This is a genomic window from Alphaproteobacteria bacterium (genome assembly GCA_019635875.1).
In the GTDB taxonomy this organism is placed as follows: Bacteria; Pseudomonadota; Alphaproteobacteria; order Reyranellales; family Reyranellaceae; genus JAFAZJ01.
Genome location: JAHBYP010000005.1, coordinates 45,921 through 63,203 on the forward strand (window position 1 = coordinate 45,921; position 17,283 = coordinate 63,203).

The 17,283-nt window shown below is 69.0% G+C and carries 25 protein-coding genes; 11 read left to right on the forward strand and 14 right to left on the reverse strand.

All coding sequences use genetic code 11. The features are described 5' to 3' along the window. Positions 1–104: 104 nt before the first annotated feature. Positions 105–287, reverse strand: coding sequence for a hypothetical protein (locus KF889_18135; protein ID MBX3501362.1), 183 nt, complete (start codon positions 285–287; stop codon positions 105–107). Positions 288–412: 125 nt separating this feature from the next. On the opposite strand from KF889_18135, the gene KF889_18140 reads away from it, so the two are divergent. The 4 genes from KF889_18140 (at position 413) to KF889_18155 (ending at position 1,583) form a co-directional block, all read left to right on the forward strand. Next, positions 413–592, forward strand: a complete 180-nt coding sequence (locus tag KF889_18140) for a hypothetical protein (protein ID MBX3501363.1) — start codon at positions 413–415, stop codon at positions 590–592. 44 nt (positions 593–636) lie between these two features. Then, a complete protein-coding gene (locus tag KF889_18145; protein MBX3501364.1) occupies positions 637–789 on the forward strand; it encodes a hypothetical protein in 153 nt (50 codons plus the stop codon). Continuing rightward, complete coding sequence (locus KF889_18150; protein ID MBX3501365.1) at positions 782–1,192, forward strand: hypothetical protein; 411 nt, start codon at positions 782–784, stop codon at positions 1,190–1,192. Before KF889_18145 ends, KF889_18150 begins: the two co-directional genes overlap by 8 nt. A 118-nt stretch (positions 1,193–1,310) precedes the next feature. Next, positions 1,311–1,583, forward strand: a complete 273-nt coding sequence (locus KF889_18155; protein ID MBX3501366.1) for a hypothetical protein — start codon at positions 1,311–1,313, stop codon at positions 1,581–1,583. Positions 1,584–1,650: 67 nt separating this feature from the next. On the opposite strand, the gene KF889_18160 is transcribed toward KF889_18155, so the two are convergent. Genes KF889_18160 through KF889_18175 form a run of 4 tightly spaced genes read right to left on the reverse strand, consistent with a single transcriptional unit; the run spans position 1,651 to position 3,878 of the window. After that, the gene (locus KF889_18160) at positions 1,651–2,163 is read right to left on the reverse strand and encodes a DUF937 domain-containing protein (GenBank protein MBX3501367.1); all 513 of its coding nucleotides are present in this window, start codon (positions 2,161–2,163) and stop codon (positions 1,651–1,653) included. After that, a complete protein-coding gene (locus KF889_18165) occupies positions 2,150–3,010 on the reverse strand; it encodes a DUF3618 domain-containing protein (protein ID MBX3501368.1) in 861 nt (286 codons plus the stop codon). The genes KF889_18160 and KF889_18165 overlap by 14 nt, the downstream gene beginning before the upstream one ends. Continuing rightward, positions 3,007–3,399, reverse strand: a complete 393-nt coding sequence (locus KF889_18170) for a phage holin family protein (GenBank protein ID MBX3501369.1) — start codon at positions 3,397–3,399, stop codon at positions 3,007–3,009. Before KF889_18170 ends, KF889_18165 begins: the two co-directional genes overlap by 4 nt. An 11-nt stretch (positions 3,400–3,410) precedes the next feature. After that, positions 3,411–3,878, reverse strand: a complete 468-nt coding sequence (locus KF889_18175; protein MBX3501370.1) for a hypothetical protein — start codon at positions 3,876–3,878, stop codon at positions 3,411–3,413. Positions 3,879–3,986: 108 nt separating this feature from the next. Between KF889_18175 and KF889_18180 the strand changes: the two genes are divergently transcribed. After that, positions 3,987–5,288 (forward strand): divalent metal cation transporter, encoded by a 1,302-nt coding sequence (locus KF889_18180; protein ID MBX3501371.1) that lies wholly within the window; start codon positions 3,987–3,989, stop codon positions 5,286–5,288. Positions 5,289–5,654: 366 nt separating this feature from the next. On the opposite strand, the gene KF889_18185 is transcribed toward KF889_18180, so the two are convergent. Further along, positions 5,655–5,825, reverse strand: a complete 171-nt coding sequence (locus KF889_18185; GenBank protein MBX3501372.1) for a hypothetical protein — start codon at positions 5,823–5,825, stop codon at positions 5,655–5,657. A 229-nt stretch (positions 5,826–6,054) separates the two neighbouring features. Between KF889_18185 and KF889_18190 the strand changes: the two genes are divergently transcribed. Next, a complete protein-coding gene (locus tag KF889_18190) occupies positions 6,055–6,366 on the forward strand; it encodes a response regulator (protein ID MBX3501373.1) in 312 nt (103 codons plus the stop codon). A gap of 239 nt (positions 6,367–6,605) precedes the next feature. On the opposite strand, the gene KF889_18195 is transcribed toward KF889_18190, so the two are convergent. Then, positions 6,606–6,890: a hypothetical protein gene (locus KF889_18195; GenBank protein MBX3501374.1), complete on the reverse strand. Its 285-nt coding sequence runs from the start codon at positions 6,888–6,890 to the stop codon at positions 6,606–6,608. A gap of 467 nt (positions 6,891–7,357) precedes the next feature. Between KF889_18195 and KF889_18200 the strand changes: the two genes are divergently transcribed. Beyond that, the gene (locus tag KF889_18200; GenBank protein MBX3501375.1) at positions 7,358–7,936 is read left to right on the forward strand and encodes a diguanylate cyclase; all 579 of its coding nucleotides are present in this window, start codon (positions 7,358–7,360) and stop codon (positions 7,934–7,936) included. Between the two features lie 44 nt (positions 7,937–7,980). Next, complete coding sequence (locus tag KF889_18205) at positions 7,981–10,131, forward strand: PAS domain S-box protein (protein MBX3501376.1); 2,151 nt, start codon at positions 7,981–7,983, stop codon at positions 10,129–10,131. Between the two features lie 151 nt (positions 10,132–10,282). Here KF889_18205 and KF889_18210 read toward each other — a convergent pair whose 3' ends face one another. The 5 genes from KF889_18210 to KF889_18230 form a co-directional block, all read right to left on the reverse strand. Next, positions 10,283–11,149, reverse strand: coding sequence for a hypothetical protein (locus KF889_18210; protein ID MBX3501377.1), 867 nt, complete (start codon positions 11,147–11,149; stop codon positions 10,283–10,285). Between the two features lie 80 nt (positions 11,150–11,229). Then, entirely contained in the window at positions 11,230–11,880 is a 651-nt protein-coding gene (locus KF889_18215; GenBank protein ID MBX3501378.1) for a hypothetical protein, read from the reverse strand. A gap of 67 nt (positions 11,881–11,947) precedes the next feature. Further along, positions 11,948–12,541, reverse strand: coding sequence for a demethoxyubiquinone hydroxylase family protein (locus tag KF889_18220; GenBank protein ID MBX3501379.1), 594 nt, complete (start codon positions 12,539–12,541; stop codon positions 11,948–11,950). Positions 12,542–12,752: 211 nt separating this feature from the next. Further along, entirely contained in the window at positions 12,753–13,361 is a 609-nt protein-coding gene (locus KF889_18225) for a hypothetical protein (protein MBX3501380.1), read from the reverse strand. A 39-nt stretch (positions 13,362–13,400) separates the two neighbouring features. Further along, positions 13,401–13,961: a hypothetical protein gene (locus tag KF889_18230; protein ID MBX3501381.1), complete on the reverse strand. Its 561-nt coding sequence runs from the start codon at positions 13,959–13,961 to the stop codon at positions 13,401–13,403. A gap of 158 nt (positions 13,962–14,119) precedes the next feature. Here KF889_18230 and KF889_18235 point away from each other — a divergent pair, with 158 nt between their 5' ends. From KF889_18235 to KF889_18245, 3 genes are all read left to right on the forward strand, one after another. Further along, the gene (locus tag KF889_18235) at positions 14,120–14,290 is read left to right on the forward strand and encodes a hypothetical protein (GenBank protein MBX3501382.1); all 171 of its coding nucleotides are present in this window, start codon (positions 14,120–14,122) and stop codon (positions 14,288–14,290) included. A gap of 54 nt (positions 14,291–14,344) precedes the next feature. After that, positions 14,345–15,250 (forward strand): YihY/virulence factor BrkB family protein, encoded by a 906-nt coding sequence (locus tag KF889_18240; protein MBX3501383.1) that lies wholly within the window; start codon positions 14,345–14,347, stop codon positions 15,248–15,250. 227 nt (positions 15,251–15,477) lie between these two features. Continuing rightward, complete coding sequence (locus KF889_18245) at positions 15,478–16,080, forward strand: exopolysaccharide biosynthesis protein (GenBank protein ID MBX3501384.1); 603 nt, start codon at positions 15,478–15,480, stop codon at positions 16,078–16,080. Positions 16,081–16,159: 79 nt separating this feature from the next. Here the strand turns inward: KF889_18245 and KF889_18250 are convergent, their stop codons facing one another. Next, entirely contained in the window at positions 16,160–16,534 is a 375-nt protein-coding gene (locus KF889_18250; GenBank protein MBX3501385.1) for a hypothetical protein, read from the reverse strand. A gap of 161 nt (positions 16,535–16,695) precedes the next feature. Next, the gene (locus KF889_18255; GenBank protein MBX3501386.1) at positions 16,696–17,010 is read right to left on the reverse strand and encodes a hypothetical protein; all 315 of its coding nucleotides are present in this window, start codon (positions 17,008–17,010) and stop codon (positions 16,696–16,698) included. Positions 17,011–17,283: the final 273 nt, after the last annotated feature.

Consider the following 17,283-nt stretch of genomic DNA (forward strand, 5'->3'; position numbering starts at 1 on the left):
CGAAGACGAACACCGGCTTCGTTGAGGCATCCCCCTTCCGTCGCGCTGCGCGCGCCACCTTCCCCCTCCGGGGGAAGGGAAGTCCGAAATCCCTGCCGCTCGCGTCAGTCGCCGGCGCCCTTCTCGTCGCTCGGGCAGGGTTCGAGGAAGGACACGGGATCGCTCGCCGGAAAGCTGTCGCGCAGGGCGTCGTCGAGCTTGCGTTCCTGCCTCTCGCGTTCGGCGCGGCGCGAGAGCGGCGCGGATTTGCGCCGTGGCCGCCGCCGCTTCATCCGGGTCGCCGCCATGCTGCCGCTCCGACATTCCGTGACGTCACGCTGAACGCGGACTTCCGGGCGGCAGTTCCGCGGACGGCCCGCGGCGCTCGGAACCTGCCTTGCGCGGGCGGCGTTGCCGGACAGGGAGACGGTCGATGGAAACCAGCGACTACGGCTACCTGATCTTCGTGCTGATCGGCTTCGGCGCCTTCATCGTCGCCGCCGCGGTGGGCATCGTGAAGTACCGCGCCTGGCGCGCGCGGCGCGGCACGGCGAGCACCGGCGCGGGCCGCGGCCCCGACGGCTCGACGCCACCCAGCTATCCCAGGCACTGACGCCGCCCGGCGCCGGCGGCCTGGAAGATCGCAAGGAGGACGGCATGACGAACCGGGAACGGCACAACAAGCCCGACCAGCCGGCGGACGACGACGAGCAGGACACGCAGGTCCAGCGCGAGCATCACAAGCCGGATCACGGCAAGGACGATCGCGAGGTCAGGAACGAGCGGGCCAAGAAGCCCAGCCATGATTGACCGCGACAGCTACGCCCCGGGTGGCCGCGGTCGCGACGCGTTCATGTCGGATGCCCGGGCGCTGCTCGAAATGGTCGCCAGCTACGCCGCCCACGACCTGGCGCTGGATCGCGTGATGGCGTCGTCCGACGCGCAGCGCCTCGTCGACTCGGCGAGACGCGCCATCGCGGCATCGGCCGTCGACGAGCTGGCCACGCTGGCCGACCTCATGGCGGACATCGCCCATGATCTCGGCCTGCCGATCGAGGTCGATCTGCGTGCCGCGCGACGGCTGATCGACATGACCCATGCGGAAGCCAGCAACGCCGACCTGCCGGCCCTCAGTCCCGTCGAGGGCACACTGTTCGACCCTTCGGATCTGCCGGAGTTCAGGTCGTGGCGCCACCACAGGCGCGGCCAGTAGGTTGAGACCCGGACCGATACTGACCGGCCCGCCCCGGCAGGAACGGATGCACGCCTCCGCCGTTACCGGCAAAGCGGTCACCGTGCCGCAAACTTCACGTTCTCGCCCCGAGGTAACCATGGCCACCAGGAAGAAGGCCGCGAAGAAGAAGGCCGCGAAGAAGAAGGCTGCGAAAAAGGTCACGACCCGATCGAAAACGCCTGCCAGACGAAAGGCTGCCAAGCGTGAGCTGATCGACACGGGCACGGACAAGCGCTACGTGCGACGCAGCACCAAAGGGACGTTCAAGGAAGTCGACGACGTAGGAAAATCGCTCGCGGCCGATCGACGGCGGAAGGCAACGACCGTCGCCAAGCGCGGCCAGGGTGACAAGGGCGACCGCCGCCGCTGATCTCTCGCCTGGTCTGACGAGCCCTGCTTCCTCTGGCAACTTGAAGCGCCTCGCGGGAATTCGATACCTAGGCAGGCTTGTTGCCAATGACTTCGTCCATCTCCAGCGGCGACGGCACGTCGCCCTCCGGCGTCAGCTTGTCCACCGCAGGTGGCAGCTCCTCGCTCATGCCGCGCAGCAGCTCGTCGCGACCCAGGCCCGTGTGGGCCATCAGCGTGGCGATCTGCTCCTCGGTCAGCACCTTCGCCAGTACGTCCGGCGTGATCGAGCGATTAGCGCCCGCGCCGACCCAGCTCCTGGCGATGTCGCCATGTCCGGATTGCTGGAACTGCCCGATCAGGTCCCGCAGACCGCCGCTCAGGATGCCGCCTGTGTCGCGCCGGCTGGAAGTGTCGCCACCGAGGGTCCTGTGCAGCCAGTCGCCGATGCCGCCGCCGGACTCGCCACTGCCCGGCTTGTTCATGCTCTGTATCGCCTTGTAGGCAAGCAGGCCGAGCACGCCCATGGTAACGGGCGACATGCCGCCGCCACGACCGAACATGCGATCGGGGCGTCCGGACAGCAGGTCAAACAGGCCCACCGTGACCTCCCTGCTCGGTCGGTACGTTGGTCGTGGGCTTGTTGATGTCCTTGGTGACGACACGGACCACCTTCTCGGCCACGTCAGCGACCTTGGTTTCGGGGTGATCACCCAGGGTCTCGCTTTTCACCACATCGGCCACCTTGGCCGCGGTTTCTCGCCCAGCCCGAATCGCGCGCGAGCCCGCACTGCCGAAATAGCGCCGCTCGGCATCGCTCATCGGCAGGGCCGCGCCCAGCGCAGCCCCGAGCGCGGCGCCCGCCGCGGCGAGCAGGATGGGCTGTTCATCGGCCAATTTCTGCAGCGCGTCGCGGCCCTGGCCGGCGAGGTGCTGCGCCTCGTCCACCAGGTGCCTGGCCTGCTCCTTGCCGCGACCCACGAGGCCCTCGGCGTCGCCCAAACCGGAGTCGGCGGCGTGCTTCGCCCTGGCCGCCGTGTCTTCAACTCCGTGCCGTGCCGAATCGACGGCATCCCCGGCGGCGCTCGCGACATTGCTGGCAGCGCCGGCGATTCCGGCTGCCGCGCCCTTGGCAGCCGTCGCGCCGGCCGAGGCGAAATCCCGGAGGATGTCTCCTGCCTTGCCCGCGAGTTCGGTGCCTCCCTTGTCGCCTGTCCCCTTTGTCAGCATCATCAGCAGCCCGGCGCCGATCAGCAGCGCCGGTACGGGATTGTCTCGCGCGCCATGCGCCAGGCTGCGGACGATTGACAGACCGCTGTCCTTCGCCAGCGACAGTATTTCGTTGGAGATCTGCCGGGCGGTCATGCTGTCGCCGAGCTGGTCGAGCGTGGAGGAAAGCTGGGCTCGCTGCGCGGCGGCCTCGCGTTGCAGCTGTGCGCTGGACTTCATGGCAAATGCTCCTCTGCCAGGGCTCTGTCTCGTTCCAGCTCTCGCAGCGAGCGCCTGGGAACCGGATCGAAGCGCTTGAGACCGACCGACAGCAGCACACCACCCACGAGCGCACTGCCGCCCGCGACCAGCAGCGCGGCCCAGTGCGGCTCCATGCCGGAGGCTGCGAGTGCGTGCACGACGGCCTGCAGGCCGAAGAAAAGCGCGGCGATGAGCAGGACGACACCGCTCAGCAGGAACACGAGGCTGCCACGAACCGCCGCCAGCCTCTCGCCCAACTCGGCGCGGGCCAGTGCGAACTCGGTCGCGACGAGGTCGCTCACACCGGCAATGGCGTCACTGGCCAGGCCGACGACGCCACGGCGGGAGGCGGTTCTGGGATGCAGCATGGTGGCCTCCGTCAGACGTCGATGCCGGTTGCCTTGTTGATCGTCTCGCGAGCAGCCGCCGCGTCGGTCGATGATGGCGACAGGCCGCTGCGCACGAAGCGCGAGAGGGCGAAACCCACGACGGCAGCGCCAGCGAAGAGAAGGATCGGCTGCTTGCGACCGTAATCGGTGGCTGCCGACAGCATGTCGCCCACGGTGCGCTCGCGCAGGGCTTCGCCCATGCTTTCTATGCGGTGCGCAGCGTCGCGGACGTAGTCGGCCAGAAGCGGGGTTTGCTGCTGCAGATCGTCCGCGACACGTTCGGCCGTTTCGGCGATCTGCCGTACCTCGTCGGCACCTGCTCTCTTGACACCCTCCGCGGCGGCTTCGGCCTCATCGAGCGCCGCATTGCCTGCTCTGCTTCCTGCTTCTCGCAGGCCGTCGCCGAGCTTGCCGAGATCAGTTTGCGTATCGCGCGGTCCACTCGACTCGCTGCTCATGTGTCGCCTCCGACGATTGCGTCTGGCAACGTCACATCCACTGGCGAGTTCCCGCTGAACACAAATCGGCGGAACACTCCAGCCGGACTCGACGTTCTCACCGCCGCCATGGCAGAGACGATCGAGGACAGCGAGGCGCCGAAGCAGACGCCTGGACCCAGCAAGCCGCGCCTTTGGCGGATGCTCGGCCCAGGCCTGATCACCGGCGCATCCGACGACGATCCCAGCGGCATCGCGACGTACAGCCAGGCAGGCGCACAGTTCGGCTATACGCTCGGTTGGACACTTCTGCTGACATGGCCCCTGATGGCGGCGATTCAGATGATCGCCGCCCGGCTGGGCCGTACTACCGGCCACGGCATCGCCGGAGTTCTGCGTAGGCACTACCCGGTTGCGTTGCTACAGGCGATCGTGGCAGCGCTGCTGATCGCCAACATCATCAATATCGGCGCCAACCTCGGCGCAATGGCCGACGCGACCAGGCTCGTGATTGGCGGATCGAGCGCGCTGTGGCTGCTGGGCTTCGGCGCGCTCTGCATCGTGCTGCAGGTCTTCATGCAGTACACGCGCTATGTGAGGATGCTGAAGTACCTCACAGTCGCGCTCTTCGCCTACGTCGCTACCTTGTTTCTGGTCGAGATCGATTGGCCGGCGGCAGTGAGAGGGCTGGCCATTCCAACCGTTACCCCGTCGCGCGAGACGCTGACCACGATCGTGGCCATTCTGGGCACGACGATCAGTCCCTATCTCTTCTTTTGGCAGGCTTCGGAGGAAGCGGAGGACGTTCGTGTCGTGCCTGGACGGCGGCCGCTGAACTGCGCCCCTTCGCAGGCGCCGATGGCGCTGGAGCGCATCCGCATCGACACCCTGATCGGCATGGGCTTCTCGAACGCCATCGCACTTGCCATCGTGATCACTGCCGCTGCGGCGCTGAATGGGCGAATCGAACGCATCCAGAGCTCGGCGCAGGCTGCCGAGGCGCTGAGACCGGTGGCAGGCCCCTATGCCGAGTTGATCTTTGCCCTCGGCATCATCGGGACCGGATTTCTCGCGATCCCGGTGCTGGCCGGCTCGGCGGCCTATGCACTGGCGGAGGCACGGCACTGGCGCGTCGGCCTGGCGCGCAAGCCGCGCGAGGCGTCGGGCTTCTATGCGACGATAGCAACCGCGACAGCGATTGGCATGGTGTTGAACTTCATGCCCGTCAACCCGATCCAGGCATTGTACTGGAGCGCAGTCATCAACGGTGTCGTGGCGGTCCCGGTCATGTTCATGCTGATGCTGGCATCCCGCAACCGTTCGGTCATGGGACAATTCGCCGTCGGCGGTCTCCTCGCATGGCTTGGCTGGGCATCCGCCGGGTTGATGGCAGCCGCGGTGGGCTCGATGCTGTGGGTGATAATCGCGTGATCACCCACACGAGGTCGCACGACGATTGGCTGCACAGGCATGTGCGTCGCCCCCTGCCGGGACGCCAAACGCAAGAGGCGCCGCCTGGAACTCACCCATCCGCGCGACGTTGCACAACACCCATCCGGGAAACAATGCAGCTTAGCCAGTCGGCCCGTGCCGCCACCATTTGCGGCAAAGCGCCGAAATGGGAGGTCCTCATGCACAGCATCATTTATGTGGTTGGCCTTGTTGTCGTCGTCCTCGCCGTCTTGGCGTTTTTCGGGCTGCGATAGGCAAGGTGGGACGCAGCCGACAGAAAGGTGAGGATGCAAGACAGGTGCGCCGCTCCCACCAAGGGAGCGGCGCACCTGTTTGCGTCTCGTTCTACCGCGTCGGAACGACCACGGTCGTTGTCGGCGGCGGCGGCGCCGGGGTGTACACCACTGCCGCCGCAGGTTCCGGCGCCACCGGCTTCTCGACGACAGTACGTTCGGTCCTCACGGTGCACGCCGACGCCACCAGGGCGATCGCGGCAAGCAACATCACATACTTCATCTCTCGTCTCCGTAACTTGGTCGTGGAGCAAGAACGGAGCGACCTGGCGCCGGTTGCCCGCCTGCAGGAGTGAGCGATTGCACTCCTTTCATCGCTACTGTCGTGTGGCATGGCGCGTGCTTCCACAATCGCGGTAGGAAGTGATCAGGGATGCGATTCGGGGGAGAAGGCCGTGACCGGCGACACTCCGCTGACCGGGTTGCGCGTGCTTGTCGTGGAAGACAACTTCATGGTCGCCGCGCAGATCGAGCAGACGCTGCTCGACGCGGGGGCGATCGTCGTCGGGCCGGTCGGCCAGCTGGACGACGCCATACGTCTGGCCGAGAGCGAAGCGCTGGACGGCGCCGTGCTCGACATCAACCTGAACGGCGAGAGATGCTTCGGTGCCGCCAGCGTGCTGGCCCGCCGCGGCATACCGTTCTTCTTCGCCTCGGGCTATGGCGTGGGAATCCTCCCCGACGACATGCGGGAGGTGCCGCTGCTCGGCAAGCCCTTCAGCCAGCACGAGCTGATCGACATGGCGATCTTCCGCATGACCTGAGCGGCGGGCGCGCCAACGCGCCGGATCGCCGCCGGTTGCGCGTCAGCCAGGGGACAGAACGGAAAACAGCGGGGAAAAGCCGGGCGACGGCGACCTCCAGCCTGTCATCCCGAGCGCAGCGAGGGATCCAGGATGTCTTCCTGGGAGCGCCGGCGTCTCGCCGGCACTTGAAGAGGCCGGCGGGAGGCCGGCGGTCCCAAAGAGATCCCTCGCTGCGCTCGCGATGACAGTCGCATTTGCTAGCGTGCGCGAACCTGGGTCGCGCCGGCCTCCCGCAGCGCCGAGCGCACGATCTCACCGCTCTCGTCGTGGCAATCGACCGACACCTCGATCGGACCGGCCAGCTCCGGCTCGCCCTTCTTCCCGGCATCGGCACCGGCGGCGCGCACGCCCGAGGTGTTGGCCACGCCCGGTGCGCGCACGAAGACGTCGCTGCGATTGACGCCGTGCTTCTGGACAAGGTGCTCGACCGCCATCTCCGCGCCGCGGCGGGTCTCGAACTGCGCCACGATGGTCTGTTCCATGGGCCTCTCCCTCGATCGTCGTGGCTTGCACAACGCGCCGGCGACCGGCGGGTGCCGATCCCGGGTCGTGGTCGCGCCTGGAACTCCGACCTTCGATCGACGTTCAACGCCCGTCAGTGATGACGACGCAGACTTCGGGCGGCCCCTTTGAGTCCCCCCAAGGGAGGCCGCCCATCCTTTCTTTCCGCCGTGCCGGACTGCGTCCATCCGCCCCCGAACGCTCACAGCATTGCGCGCAACATCGCCATGCCTTCGCCCGTTTCTGCTGGCAGAAGGGGACGAATGGCACGGCAGGTGAGTCATGCGCCGGGAATTGTCTAGACGAGAAGCAGCGGCCCGCAACGATCGCATCGCCCTGGTGGCGGTGCTCGGCATGATGGCGACGTTTCTCGGCGCCACGGTCTGGCTGCTGAACTGACGCAACCCTTGCCGCGGCGCCGCCTTGTTTCCCGACAGGGTGCGCCTTGATGTCGACCGACTCCCTCCTCGCCTACGCCCTGCTCTACGGCATCATCCCGGCGTGGCTGGCTTTCGGCCTCGCCGACTGGCAGTGCCATCGCCGCGCCGCCATCGAATGGACCTCCGGGCCGCGCGAATCGCTGCTGCACATCGTCCAGCTCGCCACCGTCGGCTTGCCGCTGCTGGCCATGCTGTTCCTGCAGGTCAACGCCCTGGTGATGCTGCTGATGCTGGCGGGCCTCGTGCTGCACAGTCTCGCCGCCGCCATCGATATCGCCTACGCCGATGCCACGCGCCGCATCGCGCCCGCCGAGCAGCACGTGCACGGCGCGCTGGGCGCCTTGCCGGTGGCGGCGACCTTCATCGTCGTCGTGCTGCACTGGCCGGAATTCCGCGCGCTGTGGAGCGGCGGCGCCTCCTTCGCCGTGGCGCTCAAGCAGCCGCCCCTGCCCGGCTGGTACCTGATCGCCGTGCTGGCCGGCACCGGCCTGTTCGGCGTGCTGCCCTACGCCGAGGAGCTGCTGCGCACCCTGCGCCACAGGCGCAGCATTTCGGCCATGTCGCCGACCCTCGCCAGATTGGACTAATCGCCGGTTGGTTCGCGGCCCGAACAAAGCTACGCAACTCTGCAATGAGTGCGTCCCGCGAAGAGCTTGCCAACGACCATCTCGGCGCCATCGGCCGCCGGGGTGTCGCCCTCGCCGCCTTGGCGGTGGTCCTGCTCGCTCTGGCGGCGGGCACGGCTTCCGGCACGCTGCCGCTGCTGCCGGCGGACAACGGCACCTGGATCGCCATGGGCGCCAGCGCGGTGCTGCTCTTCGCCTTCGGCAGCACCACGGCGGCCAACCGGCGGCGCTGGCTGGCGGCGGAGCGGGCGCAGAAGGAGGCCGTCGAATCGCGCCAGCAGCTGCTCGAGGCGATCGAGGCCATCCCCGTCGGCTTCGGCCTGTACGGCCGCGACGGCCGCATGGTGATGTTCAACAGCCGGCTGGCGGCGGTGAATCCCGCCGTCTACAAGCCCGACATCATCGGCCTGCACTACGAGGAGATCATCGACCGTCTGGTCGCCTGGCGGCCGGCCGAGCTCGGCGACCGCGAGGACGTGCGCAATCTGCTGCTCACGCGCTTTCGCGCGCAGAACCCGGGCCACACCCAGCGCGTGCCGGACGGCCGCTACGTCGACTCGAACGAGATCCACACGGCCAGCGGCTACATCGCCTCCTGCCGCGTCGACATCACCGCGCTGAAGCAGCGCGAGGCCGAGCTCGAGGCCAGCGAGGCGCGCTACCGCCACGTCGTCGACTCGATGCTCGACGCCGTCTTCACCACCGATGCCGCCGGCGTCAGCTATGTCAGCCCCGCCGCCGAACGCGTGCTCGGCCTGGCGCCGGAGCAGATCGTCGGCGTCTCGCCGACGCGGCTGTTCCACCCCGACGACGTGCCGGCGATGATCGAGGGCCTGCGCGCCGCCCAGCGCGCGCCGGGCACGATGCAGGCGCTGCGCATCCGCGCCGGCGGCCTGCTGCCCACCGGGCACTGGCTCGACCTGCGCTTCAAGACCACCGGCGCGCCCGACGCCGACGGCCGCTACGCCCTGATCGGCGTGGTGCGCGACATCGAAGCCCAGGTGCGGCTCGAGCAGTCGCAGCGCGACGACATGCTGAAGCTGCGCTCCATCGTGGAGTCCAGCGGCGCGCTGATCGCGCTGGTCAACTCGCATCGGCGCATCGTGCTGGCCAATCGCAGCTTCATCGAGGCGGCGGGCAAGCCGCTCGAGCACGTGATCGGCCAGCGCTACACCGACGTCGTCGATTGCGATGCCGATGCCCGGGCTCTCGCCGCCTGGTTCGCCGGCGAGCAGCGCGAATCGTTCGCCTTCGACCAGGTGGTGAGGAGCGGCGCGGGCCGCCGCGTCGTGCGCGTCACGGCGAGCCACGTGCACGACGAGGATCGCGACATCGACTACAGCCTGTTCCTGGGCGTCGACGAGACCCAGCGCCGCTCGGCCGAGGTGCGCGCGCTCGATGCCTCGCGGCTGGCGACCCTGGGCGAGATGGCCACCGGCATCGCCCACGAGATCAACCAGCCGCTGACCGTGGTGCAGTTCGGCGTCGACGCGCTGGCCGCCGATATCGAGGACGGCCTGCACAAGGACGATGCCGAGGGCTACGCCGAGGATGCGTTGCGCCACATCACGCGCGTGCGCAACCAGGCGCAGCGCGCCGCCGCCATCGTGCGCCGCCTGCAGGGCTTCGCGCGCAAGGGTGACGAGCAGGCGCAGCCCTTCGACATCGCCGAGGCCGTCGCCGGCGCGGTGGACCTGGTGAGCGAGCAGATGCGCCTGGCGCGCATCGCGGTCGACCTCGAGCTGCCGGCGGACCTGCCGGCGGTGCACGGCCACGCCAACCGCCTGCAGCAGGTGGTGATCAACCTGATGATCAACGCGCGCGACGCGATCAACGAGGAGCGCGCGCGCAACGGCGGCAAGATCGAGCAGGCGCACATCGACATCCGCGCCCGCCACGACGTCCAGTCGGGCCGCCTGGTGGTCGAGGTCGGCGACAGCGGGCCGGGCATCCCCGAGCACGTGCTGCCCCGCCTGTTCGAATCGTTCTTCACCACCAAGCCCAAGGGCAAGGGCACCGGGCTCGGCCTGTCGATCAGCACCGAGATCATGGGCGAGATGCAGGGCACGATCGCCGCCGCCAACCGGCCCGAGCGCGGCGCCGTCTTCCGCCTCGACCTGCCGGCGCTGACGCGCGATCTGTCCCGGGCGGCATGATCGACGCCGACGGGTGATTCACCCCGTGTCATCCCGAGCGCAGCGAGGGATCCAGGCGGCTTCCCTGGATCCCTCGCTGCGCTCGGGATGACAAAGGGGGCTTTGTCGAGAGATTGCGATCGCGGCAGCAGCCACGCACCGGTGCTGACGCTCAGCGGCCTGCGCCGCCGCCCCCGCCGCCGCCGTTGCCGCCGCCGCCACTGCCGCCGCCACCGGCACTGGCGGCCGCGCTCGGGCCGGGCGATTCGCCACGGATCGGATCGCCGTGCCCGGCCGGCGACACGGTGCCCGAGCGCCAGACGCGCTGCAGCCAGCCCTCGCGGCGCTGCGGTGCATGCGCCTGGACGCCCTCGCGCACGGCCCTCGTGATCGCGCGCGGCGGCGGCGGCGGCGCCAGGCGCGGCTGCGATGGTGAGGCAATCGCGGGCCGCGGCGGCGGTAACGGCACCGGCAGGTCGTCCAGCAGCAGGGCCTCACGCGGCAGGACCTCGGGCGGCAGCGCGTCGGCATGCGCCCGGGCGGGCGGCGACGGGGAGACGGGTGCGCTGTCGACGACGATCGCCGGCGCCGACAGCGCCTTGCGATCGGGCGCGCCACCGCCGCCCAGCACCAGCGCCAGCAGCGCGCCGTGCAGGCCCAGCGCGGCGGCAATGGCGAACGCGCTGCGAACCGGCGAGGCCGTGAGCGCGCCGTGCAGCCGGGCGAGCGCCGGGGGCGGCGGCGGTGGGTCATCGCCGACGTCATCATCTTCGTCGACGTCATCATCGTCGTCGTCGGGATCGCCCACGGCCACGACCGGTCGCGCGGGCACGCGCGCGCGGTACTCGGCGTGGCGCTTGTCGAGCTCGGCGCGCAGGCCGCATTCCGGGCAGGCGATGGTCGCGGCCGAGCGCCCGCAAGCGGCGCAATGCGAGCCGTTCTCGCGATCCCATACGATCGACGCGCCGCAGGCTTCGCAGGCCAGCTGGGGCGTGTCGAGCCCGCAGCCCGGACAATTATGGCCGACGACCAGTGTCATGGCACTACCCCGCAAGCGTCAGCAAACGACGCATCGGGCGGCGTGTTGCGTGTCGGCGCCAAATAAATTGCGGGTGTGGCTTACTGGCCGATGCCATAGCCGTCGGCGGGAAGGCGGTCGGGGTCCGGTCCCGAGCTGCGTCCCGATCTCAGCGCGCGCTGCAGCCAGGTTTCGCGGCTGGGCGGCCGGCTGTCGCCGGTATTGGCACGCATGACTTCGCGTGGCGGCGGCGGATCCAGGTAGCGTGTCGGCACCGGCGGCAGCTCCAGCGACGGCGAGGGCGAGGGCGAGGGCGACGGCAGCAGCAAAGGCACCGGCATGGCGTCGAGCGGCAGCTGCACGGCGCCGCGGTTCAGACGTTGCGGCAGCCCTTGCGTCGCGGCGGCGACAGTCGGCTCGCGCGGCGGCGCCGGCGCGTCGTGGCCGCCGACCAGCAGCGCGAGCACCAGCCCGTGCAGGCCAACCAGCACGCCCATGCCGAGCCTGCGCCACGGCACTGCCGCGGCTGCGACGCTGCCGCGCCGGAGCGGCAATCGCTCGGGCTGATGGGCGTCGAGCTCGGCGCGCAGGCCGCATTGCGCGCAGGTCAGGGTCGAGGCTGCGCACCCGCAGGCGGCGCAATGCGATCCGCGCGCACGATCCCACACCACCGCCGCACCGCACGACTCGCAGGCGAGCGCCGGCGTGTCGAGGCCGCAGCCGGGGCAGTTATGACCGACAACCAAGCTCATGGCATCAGCATTGAAGCGCCGACAGATGGCAGGACAGTGGCGGTTGCCACCGTCCCGCCCCGATCCGCTACATCATCTGCTTGCGCGCGCCCTTGGCGCGGGCGGCACCGATCGCCGTCTTGACGTCCTTCTGCTCCTCCGGCGGCGGCAGCACGGCCTTCATGCCCAGCGCGGCGATGGCGAGTTCGCGGCACCAGCCCTTGCTGTGGTAGATGTGCTCGTCCTCCTCGTCCTCGGCCGCCTCGATCGCGGCCATGATCGCCTTCTTCTCCTCGCCCTTGGCCGCCTCGCCGAACCTGGACAGCAGCTCCCAGTTGCTGTGGTCCTTGGTCTCGGCCAGCACCACGCACTCGCAGGCGACGATCTCGGCCGCCGCCGCCGGCGCCTCGCTGCGCCTGGCCATGGTCATGGCGCCGACCAGCGAGTCGCCGAGATGGCGCACGATTCGGCGCGACGGCGTCTCCCTGGCCTCGACGCCGAGCTCGGCCATCAGCGTGCGCACGATCTCGACATGGTTCTTCGTCTGCTGCAGATACTTCTCCCATTCCTCCCTGAGGTCGGGATTGAGCACGCATTCCAGGGCCGCCTCGTAGATCTTCACGCCGCCCGTCTCGGTCTCGAGCATCTGCTGTAGCAGGTCGTCGCGCTGCGCCTTGTTCATGGATACCTCCTGAAGGCTGGGTGGTTGGATCAACTCGCCGTCCAGACGGCAGTTGCCGGCTCAACTCCTTCCCCCGGAGGGGGAAGGTGGCGCGCGAAGCGCGACGGAAGGGGGATGCCTCAACGCGCGCGGTGTTCGTCTTCGACATCCCCCTTCCGCCCTTCGGGCACCTTCCCCCTCCGGGGGAAGGCAAGATGACGCAACCCGACGATCACGCGGCGTCGAGGTAGCCGCGGCTGCGGATGCGGTCGATCTCGGCCTGGTTGGGCCGGTAGGGATCGGCCTCGGGGTCGAAGCGCTCCCAGCCCTCGCCGCGGTACTGCGTGGCGCGCGCGCCGTAGTCGATCGGCTCGTGCCGCGCGAAGATCGCGTTGGCCATCGCCAGCTTGTCGTCGCGCACGCGCGCCGTCACCAGCGTGCCGCCGCGCCGCACCGACTCGGCGTAGACATGGGCGTGCTCCTCGGGGACGCCCGAGCCCTGCAGCGCATCGACGATGCCGCCGCCGACCGCGCCGGCCGCGCCGCCGGCCAACGCGCCGACCGCCGTCGCGGCCAGCCAGCCGGCCGCCACCACCGGGCCGAGGCCGGGAATCGCCATCAGGCCCAGGCCGGCGAGCAGGCCCGCCGCGCCGCCGGCGGCGGCGCCGATTCCGGCGCCGGTGCCGGCGGCGGATGCGTCATCGACGTCGGCGTAGCGCTCGCTGACGTATCTGTTGGCGACCACGCTGATGTCGGAGGACGGGATGCCCGCCTCCTCGAGATCGCGGACGACGGCGCTGGCCTGGCCGTATGAATCGTAGACATGGCTGACGGTCTGCATGGCTGCGACCTCCCTGATGGTCTGCATGGCGGTGTCCCCTCAGCGCGTCGGCGCGGGGGTGACGGGAGTGGTCGGCGCGTTGGTCGCCGGCGCCGGCGTCGCGGGCGTGGTCGGCATCGGCTGTGCGCCGGGCGTGATCGCCGGGCCGGCGTCGGAGACGACGTTGCCCTTGTAGTCGACGGCGACCGAGACGCTCTTGCCGTCCAGGGTCGCCGGGCCGCGCCAGATGCCGTCGTCGTCCTTCTTCAGCTCGCCGACTTCGGTGTAGCCGCGCGCCACCGCGCGGTCGCGCGCCTGGCCCTGGGTGAAGCTGTTGGCGCCCTTGAGCGGCGCGCCGGGGTCGGTCGTCGCCGTCCGGAACAGGTCGCTGCGGCAATGCTCGATGAAGGTCGCCGACGGGATGCGCCCGTCGGTCGGCTCGGCGACGTTGGCGAGCCGCATGGCGGCGAGGAAGCGGCCGGCCTCGGCGTCGCTCAGCACGCCGTCGCCGTTGACGTCCGCCTTCCGGAACATGTCGTTGCACTCGGCTTCGCTCGCCGCATGGGCGGGAGCGGCCAGACAGGCCAGCGCCACGGCGCCGGCAACGATCGATCTACGCATTGCTCCTGGTCTCCATCGGTCACAGCGCGGTGCGCTGCGGCCGGCTAACGTCCACGTCGCGGACGCGTTGCGACGGATCGGGCGGCACGTGCGAATTGCGCGCAACGCGCGGGCCATCGTGCCGTTCAGGGCGCACGAGACGTGCAGGCGAGCAGGCCATGATCATCGACGATCCCAAACCGGTGCCCGAGGTCGCGCAGAAGATCGACGCGCAGGAGATCGCGCCGATGAGCCGCGAGAGCTTCGACATCCTCCAGCTCCAGTCCATGCTCGACGAGGAGGCCGAGGCGGAATGGCTGCGCCGCCCGGAAGCCTGGCATATGCATTGACGGGATCCTGAGCAGGCGCGGCAACCTCGATCGGCCGGCCGGCGTTGCGCGGCCATGACGGCCGCCGCCGAGCCCGTTCCGCAGGACCAACCGCCCCCGCCCCAACCCGGCACCCGGCTGGGCCGGCTGTGGCGCATCGCGCGGCTGGCCGGCGAGGCCTTCATCGACGACGACGCCTTCAGCCGCGGCGCCTCGATCGCCTATTTCACGCTGTTCTCGATCGCGCCGGTGCTCCTGGTGGTGATCGCCATCGCCGGCCTGGCGTTCGGCCGCGAGGCGGCGCAGGGCGCGCTGGTCGAACAGCTCTCCGGCCTGATGGGTGCGAAGACGGCGCTTGCGCTGCAGGAGATGATCCGCAGCGCCGACGAGAGCCTGCACGGCGTCTGGGCGACGGTGATCGGGCTGGTCAGCATCGTGCTGGCGATTTCCGGCGTGTTCGTCGAGGTGCAGTCGAGCCTCAACCGCGTCTGGGAGGTCAAGGGGCCGCGCAGGAGCGGGTTCTCGCGCCTGCTGCGCGCGCGTCTGGTCAGCCTCGGCCTGGTGGTGGCGCTGGGCTTCGTGCTGATCGTGTCGCTGGCCACCAGCGCGGCGCTGACGGCATTGTCGGGTTACGTGCGCGCGCTGTTCCCGGCGCTGGAGATCGTGTTGGGCATCGTCGATCTCGTGCTGTCGCTGGGCATCACCACGGCGCTGTTCGCCGCCATGTACAAGGTGCTGCCCGACGCGCCGGTCGCCTGGCGCGAGGTGCTGCTCGGCGCGGCGATCACCACGGTCCTGTTCGCGGGCGGCAAGTACCTGATCGCGCTCTATATCGGCAACACCGACATCGCCTCGAGCTTCGGCGCCGCCGGCGCGATGATCGTGCTGCTGCTGTGGATCTTCTACTCCTCGCTGATTTTCCTGCTGGGCGCCGAGTTCACCTGGGCCTGGGCCCAGGTGACCCGGCGACAGCGCCTGTAGCCTTCGTCTTACCTTCCCCCGGAGGGGGAAGGTGCCCGAAGGGCGGATGGGGGATGCCTCAACAACGTCGGTGTCCGTCTTCGACATCCCCCATCCGGCGCTGCGCGCCACCTTCCCCCTCCGGGGGAAGGGAGATCGCATATGCCGCTCACGTGGCGCGGCCCGAAGGCAGCCATGCGATCGCGATCGCGGCACCCTGCCCCGGCGCCGCGCGTTATAGTGGCGCCATGGTCCGGGCCGACGCTTACGTCCCAACCTCGGAAGTGCTCGACGATCTCTTCGCCCGCGCGCCGGACGAGGTCACCGTCGACTGGCTGATCGACAACCTGCACGAACGCTCCTTCGGCATCGTCCTGCTGGTGATGGCGGTGCTCGGCATGCTGCCGGGCGCCTCGCCGGTCGTCGGCGTGCTGCTGCTCTTTCCCGCCTGGCAGCTGATGCGCGCGCATGAGACGCCCATCCTGCCGGGCGTCGTCGCGCGCAGGCGGCTGTCGGGCGAGCAGGTGCGCCGCGTCGGCCGGCGCCTGCGCTGGCCGCTGCGCAAGCTCGAGGCGGTGATCCGGCCGCGCTGGCCGGAGATGTTCGAGATCCTGCGCCGCGCCGTGGGCGTCAGCATCATGTTGCTGGCGCCGACCATGCTGTGGCCCTTCCCGTTCAGCCAGATCCCGCCGGCCATCGCCATCATGCTGCTGGCGATCGCCCATCTCGAGGAGGACGGCGTCCTGCTGATCTTCGCCCTGGCAGGCACGCTGGCCTCGTTCGCCGTCACCGCGGCCACGGTATGGGCCGCGATCCGCACCACCGGCTGGCTCGACCGGCTGCTGCTGTGATGGTGCATCATTGCACGACACTGCATCTTGCGTCCTGTCACCACGCGCTTCGCCGTGACTGACGGCTCGGATATCAGGACTATTCCTTTGGTTGCTCGAGCCAGGCGCTGGCCTTCTCCAAGGTGTCGAAGAGCTTGCACAGCCGCGACCGGTTGGTTCTCTTTGCGAAGAATCCCGCCATCTCGCGCTCGGCTTCTGACTTCACGACAAGGGCTATGGCGCCATACGATGCCGCCGCGCCTCTTCGGCTTTGCACCTCCTGGCTGATGCCCTTGAGATCGTTCGCGCTGAGTTCTACCTGGGCGGCGGTCAAATCGAAGAGTACCCGATACCCCTTGCCGCCTTCGCGCATCACGCCCGCCATATACGAAGCGAGATCAGGCTTCGCGAGACTCCCGGTCGCCGTCACAATGATGAGTTTCCTGTCGTGGTTCATGGTCCAGGTGAGCGGCACGTGCTTCCCCCTCGTGCTGGTCCGCACCAGACTCCAACACTCAGACACTCAGCGACCTGTTGAACTTAGACCGGGGCTTGAGCTTCGACTAGGACGTCACGCACCTGTCGCGCGTTTGATGTGGCAACTGAACATAATCATCTGGCATTTGCAGTCGTGGGTCACTTTGAACGTTCCGGCTTCTCGTCATCGTCACCAGCCGTCCCCGGCGCAAGTTGCGCTTGCTGCATCTGCTGAGGATTTGCGTGCTTTTGGGCTTGCGGCGGCGGGACAACGGTGAAGGCGCGCTGCTCCAACCCCAGCGCTTGCTCCAGCAAGCTGGCTGCCTGCTTCGCCAAGCCGGCACGCGCATCCTCGCTGGTTGCCTTCTGCGCTGCCTCCATGGCGCGCGCCGCCTCGATTCGCATCGCGCGAGCACGGTCAAGGAGCGAGCCGGGATCGTTGTTCTGATTCCGCACAATCTGTTTCAACGCCATTGCGGCCGACAAGTTGCGCCAGCGACAGGCATCACCCACAACTTTGCTGGCTATATGATTCTCCCTCCGTGACCGCATCCCCTGCACCGTTCACCTCCATTGCGGCGCCGAACTGGTATCCGTGCCCACTACTGCACTCTACGATGGCGGTAGCGGGCCACCGCCAGCGTGCGGAGGAGAGGGCCGATAAGACATCTCCCGGCGATATCGGATCATCGCGCCAGGGCGTTCTCTTTGGCGCCTATGCACGCGTTGAGCGCAAGCAAGTATAGA

Bases quoted from the DNA above. Each gene is read 5' to 3' on its own strand.
- KF889_18170 (MBX3501369.1), bottom strand. From the start codon at position 3,399: ATGCTGCATCCCAGAACCGCCTCCCGCCGTGGCGTCGTCGGCCTGGCC.
- KF889_18145 (MBX3501364.1), top strand. From the start codon at position 637: ATGACGAACCGGGAACGGCACAACAAGCCCGACCAGCCGGCGGACGAC.
- KF889_18255 (MBX3501386.1), bottom strand. From the start codon at position 17,010: ATGGCGTTGAAACAGATTGTGCGGAATCAGAACAACGATCCCGGCTCG.
- KF889_18210 (MBX3501377.1), bottom strand. From the start codon at position 11,149: ATGACACTGGTCGTCGGCCATAATTGTCCGGGCTGCGGGCTCGACACG.
- KF889_18225 (MBX3501380.1), bottom strand. From the start codon at position 13,361: ATGCAGACCGTCAGCCATGTCTACGATTCATACGGCCAGGCCAGCGCC.
- KF889_18230 (MBX3501381.1), bottom strand. From the start codon at position 13,961: ATGCGTAGATCGATCGTTGCCGGCGCCGTGGCGCTGGCCTGTCTGGCC.
- KF889_18175 (MBX3501370.1), bottom strand. From the start codon at position 3,878: ATGAGCAGCGAGTCGAGTGGACCGCGCGATACGCAAACTGATCTCGGC.
- KF889_18185 (MBX3501372.1), bottom strand. From the start codon at position 5,825: ATGAAGTATGTGATGTTGCTTGCCGCGATCGCCCTGGTGGCGTCGGCG.
- KF889_18195 (MBX3501374.1), bottom strand. From the start codon at position 6,890: ATGGAACAGACCATCGTGGCGCAGTTCGAGACCCGCCGCGGCGCGGAG.
- KF889_18190 (MBX3501373.1), top strand. From the start codon at position 6,055: ATGGTCGCCGCGCAGATCGAGCAGACGCTGCTCGACGCGGGGGCGATC.
- KF889_18215 (MBX3501378.1), bottom strand. From the start codon at position 11,880: ATGAGCTTGGTTGTCGGTCATAACTGCCCCGGCTGCGGCCTCGACACG.
- KF889_18135 (MBX3501362.1), bottom strand. From the start codon at position 287: ATGGCGGCGACCCGGATGAAGCGGCGGCGGCCACGGCGCAAATCCGCG.
- KF889_18150 (MBX3501365.1), top strand. From the start codon at position 782: ATGATTGACCGCGACAGCTACGCCCCGGGTGGCCGCGGTCGCGACGCG.
- KF889_18155 (MBX3501366.1), top strand. From the start codon at position 1,311: ATGGCCACCAGGAAGAAGGCCGCGAAGAAGAAGGCCGCGAAGAAGAAG.
- KF889_18235 (MBX3501382.1), top strand. From the start codon at position 14,120: ATGATCATCGACGATCCCAAACCGGTGCCCGAGGTCGCGCAGAAGATC.
- KF889_18245 (MBX3501384.1), top strand. From the start codon at position 15,478: ATGGTCCGGGCCGACGCTTACGTCCCAACCTCGGAAGTGCTCGACGAT.
- KF889_18165 (MBX3501368.1), bottom strand. From the start codon at position 3,010: ATGAAGTCCAGCGCACAGCTGCAACGCGAGGCCGCCGCGCAGCGAGCC.
- KF889_18200 (MBX3501375.1), top strand. From the start codon at position 7,358: ATGTCGACCGACTCCCTCCTCGCCTACGCCCTGCTCTACGGCATCATC.
- KF889_18205 (MBX3501376.1), top strand. From the start codon at position 7,981: ATGAGTGCGTCCCGCGAAGAGCTTGCCAACGACCATCTCGGCGCCATC.
- KF889_18180 (MBX3501371.1), top strand. From the start codon at position 3,987: ATGGCAGAGACGATCGAGGACAGCGAGGCGCCGAAGCAGACGCCTGGA.
- KF889_18220 (MBX3501379.1), bottom strand. From the start codon at position 12,541: ATGAACAAGGCGCAGCGCGACGACCTGCTACAGCAGATGCTCGAGACC.
- KF889_18140 (MBX3501363.1), top strand. From the start codon at position 413: ATGGAAACCAGCGACTACGGCTACCTGATCTTCGTGCTGATCGGCTTC.
- KF889_18240 (MBX3501383.1), top strand. From the start codon at position 14,345: ATGACGGCCGCCGCCGAGCCCGTTCCGCAGGACCAACCGCCCCCGCCC.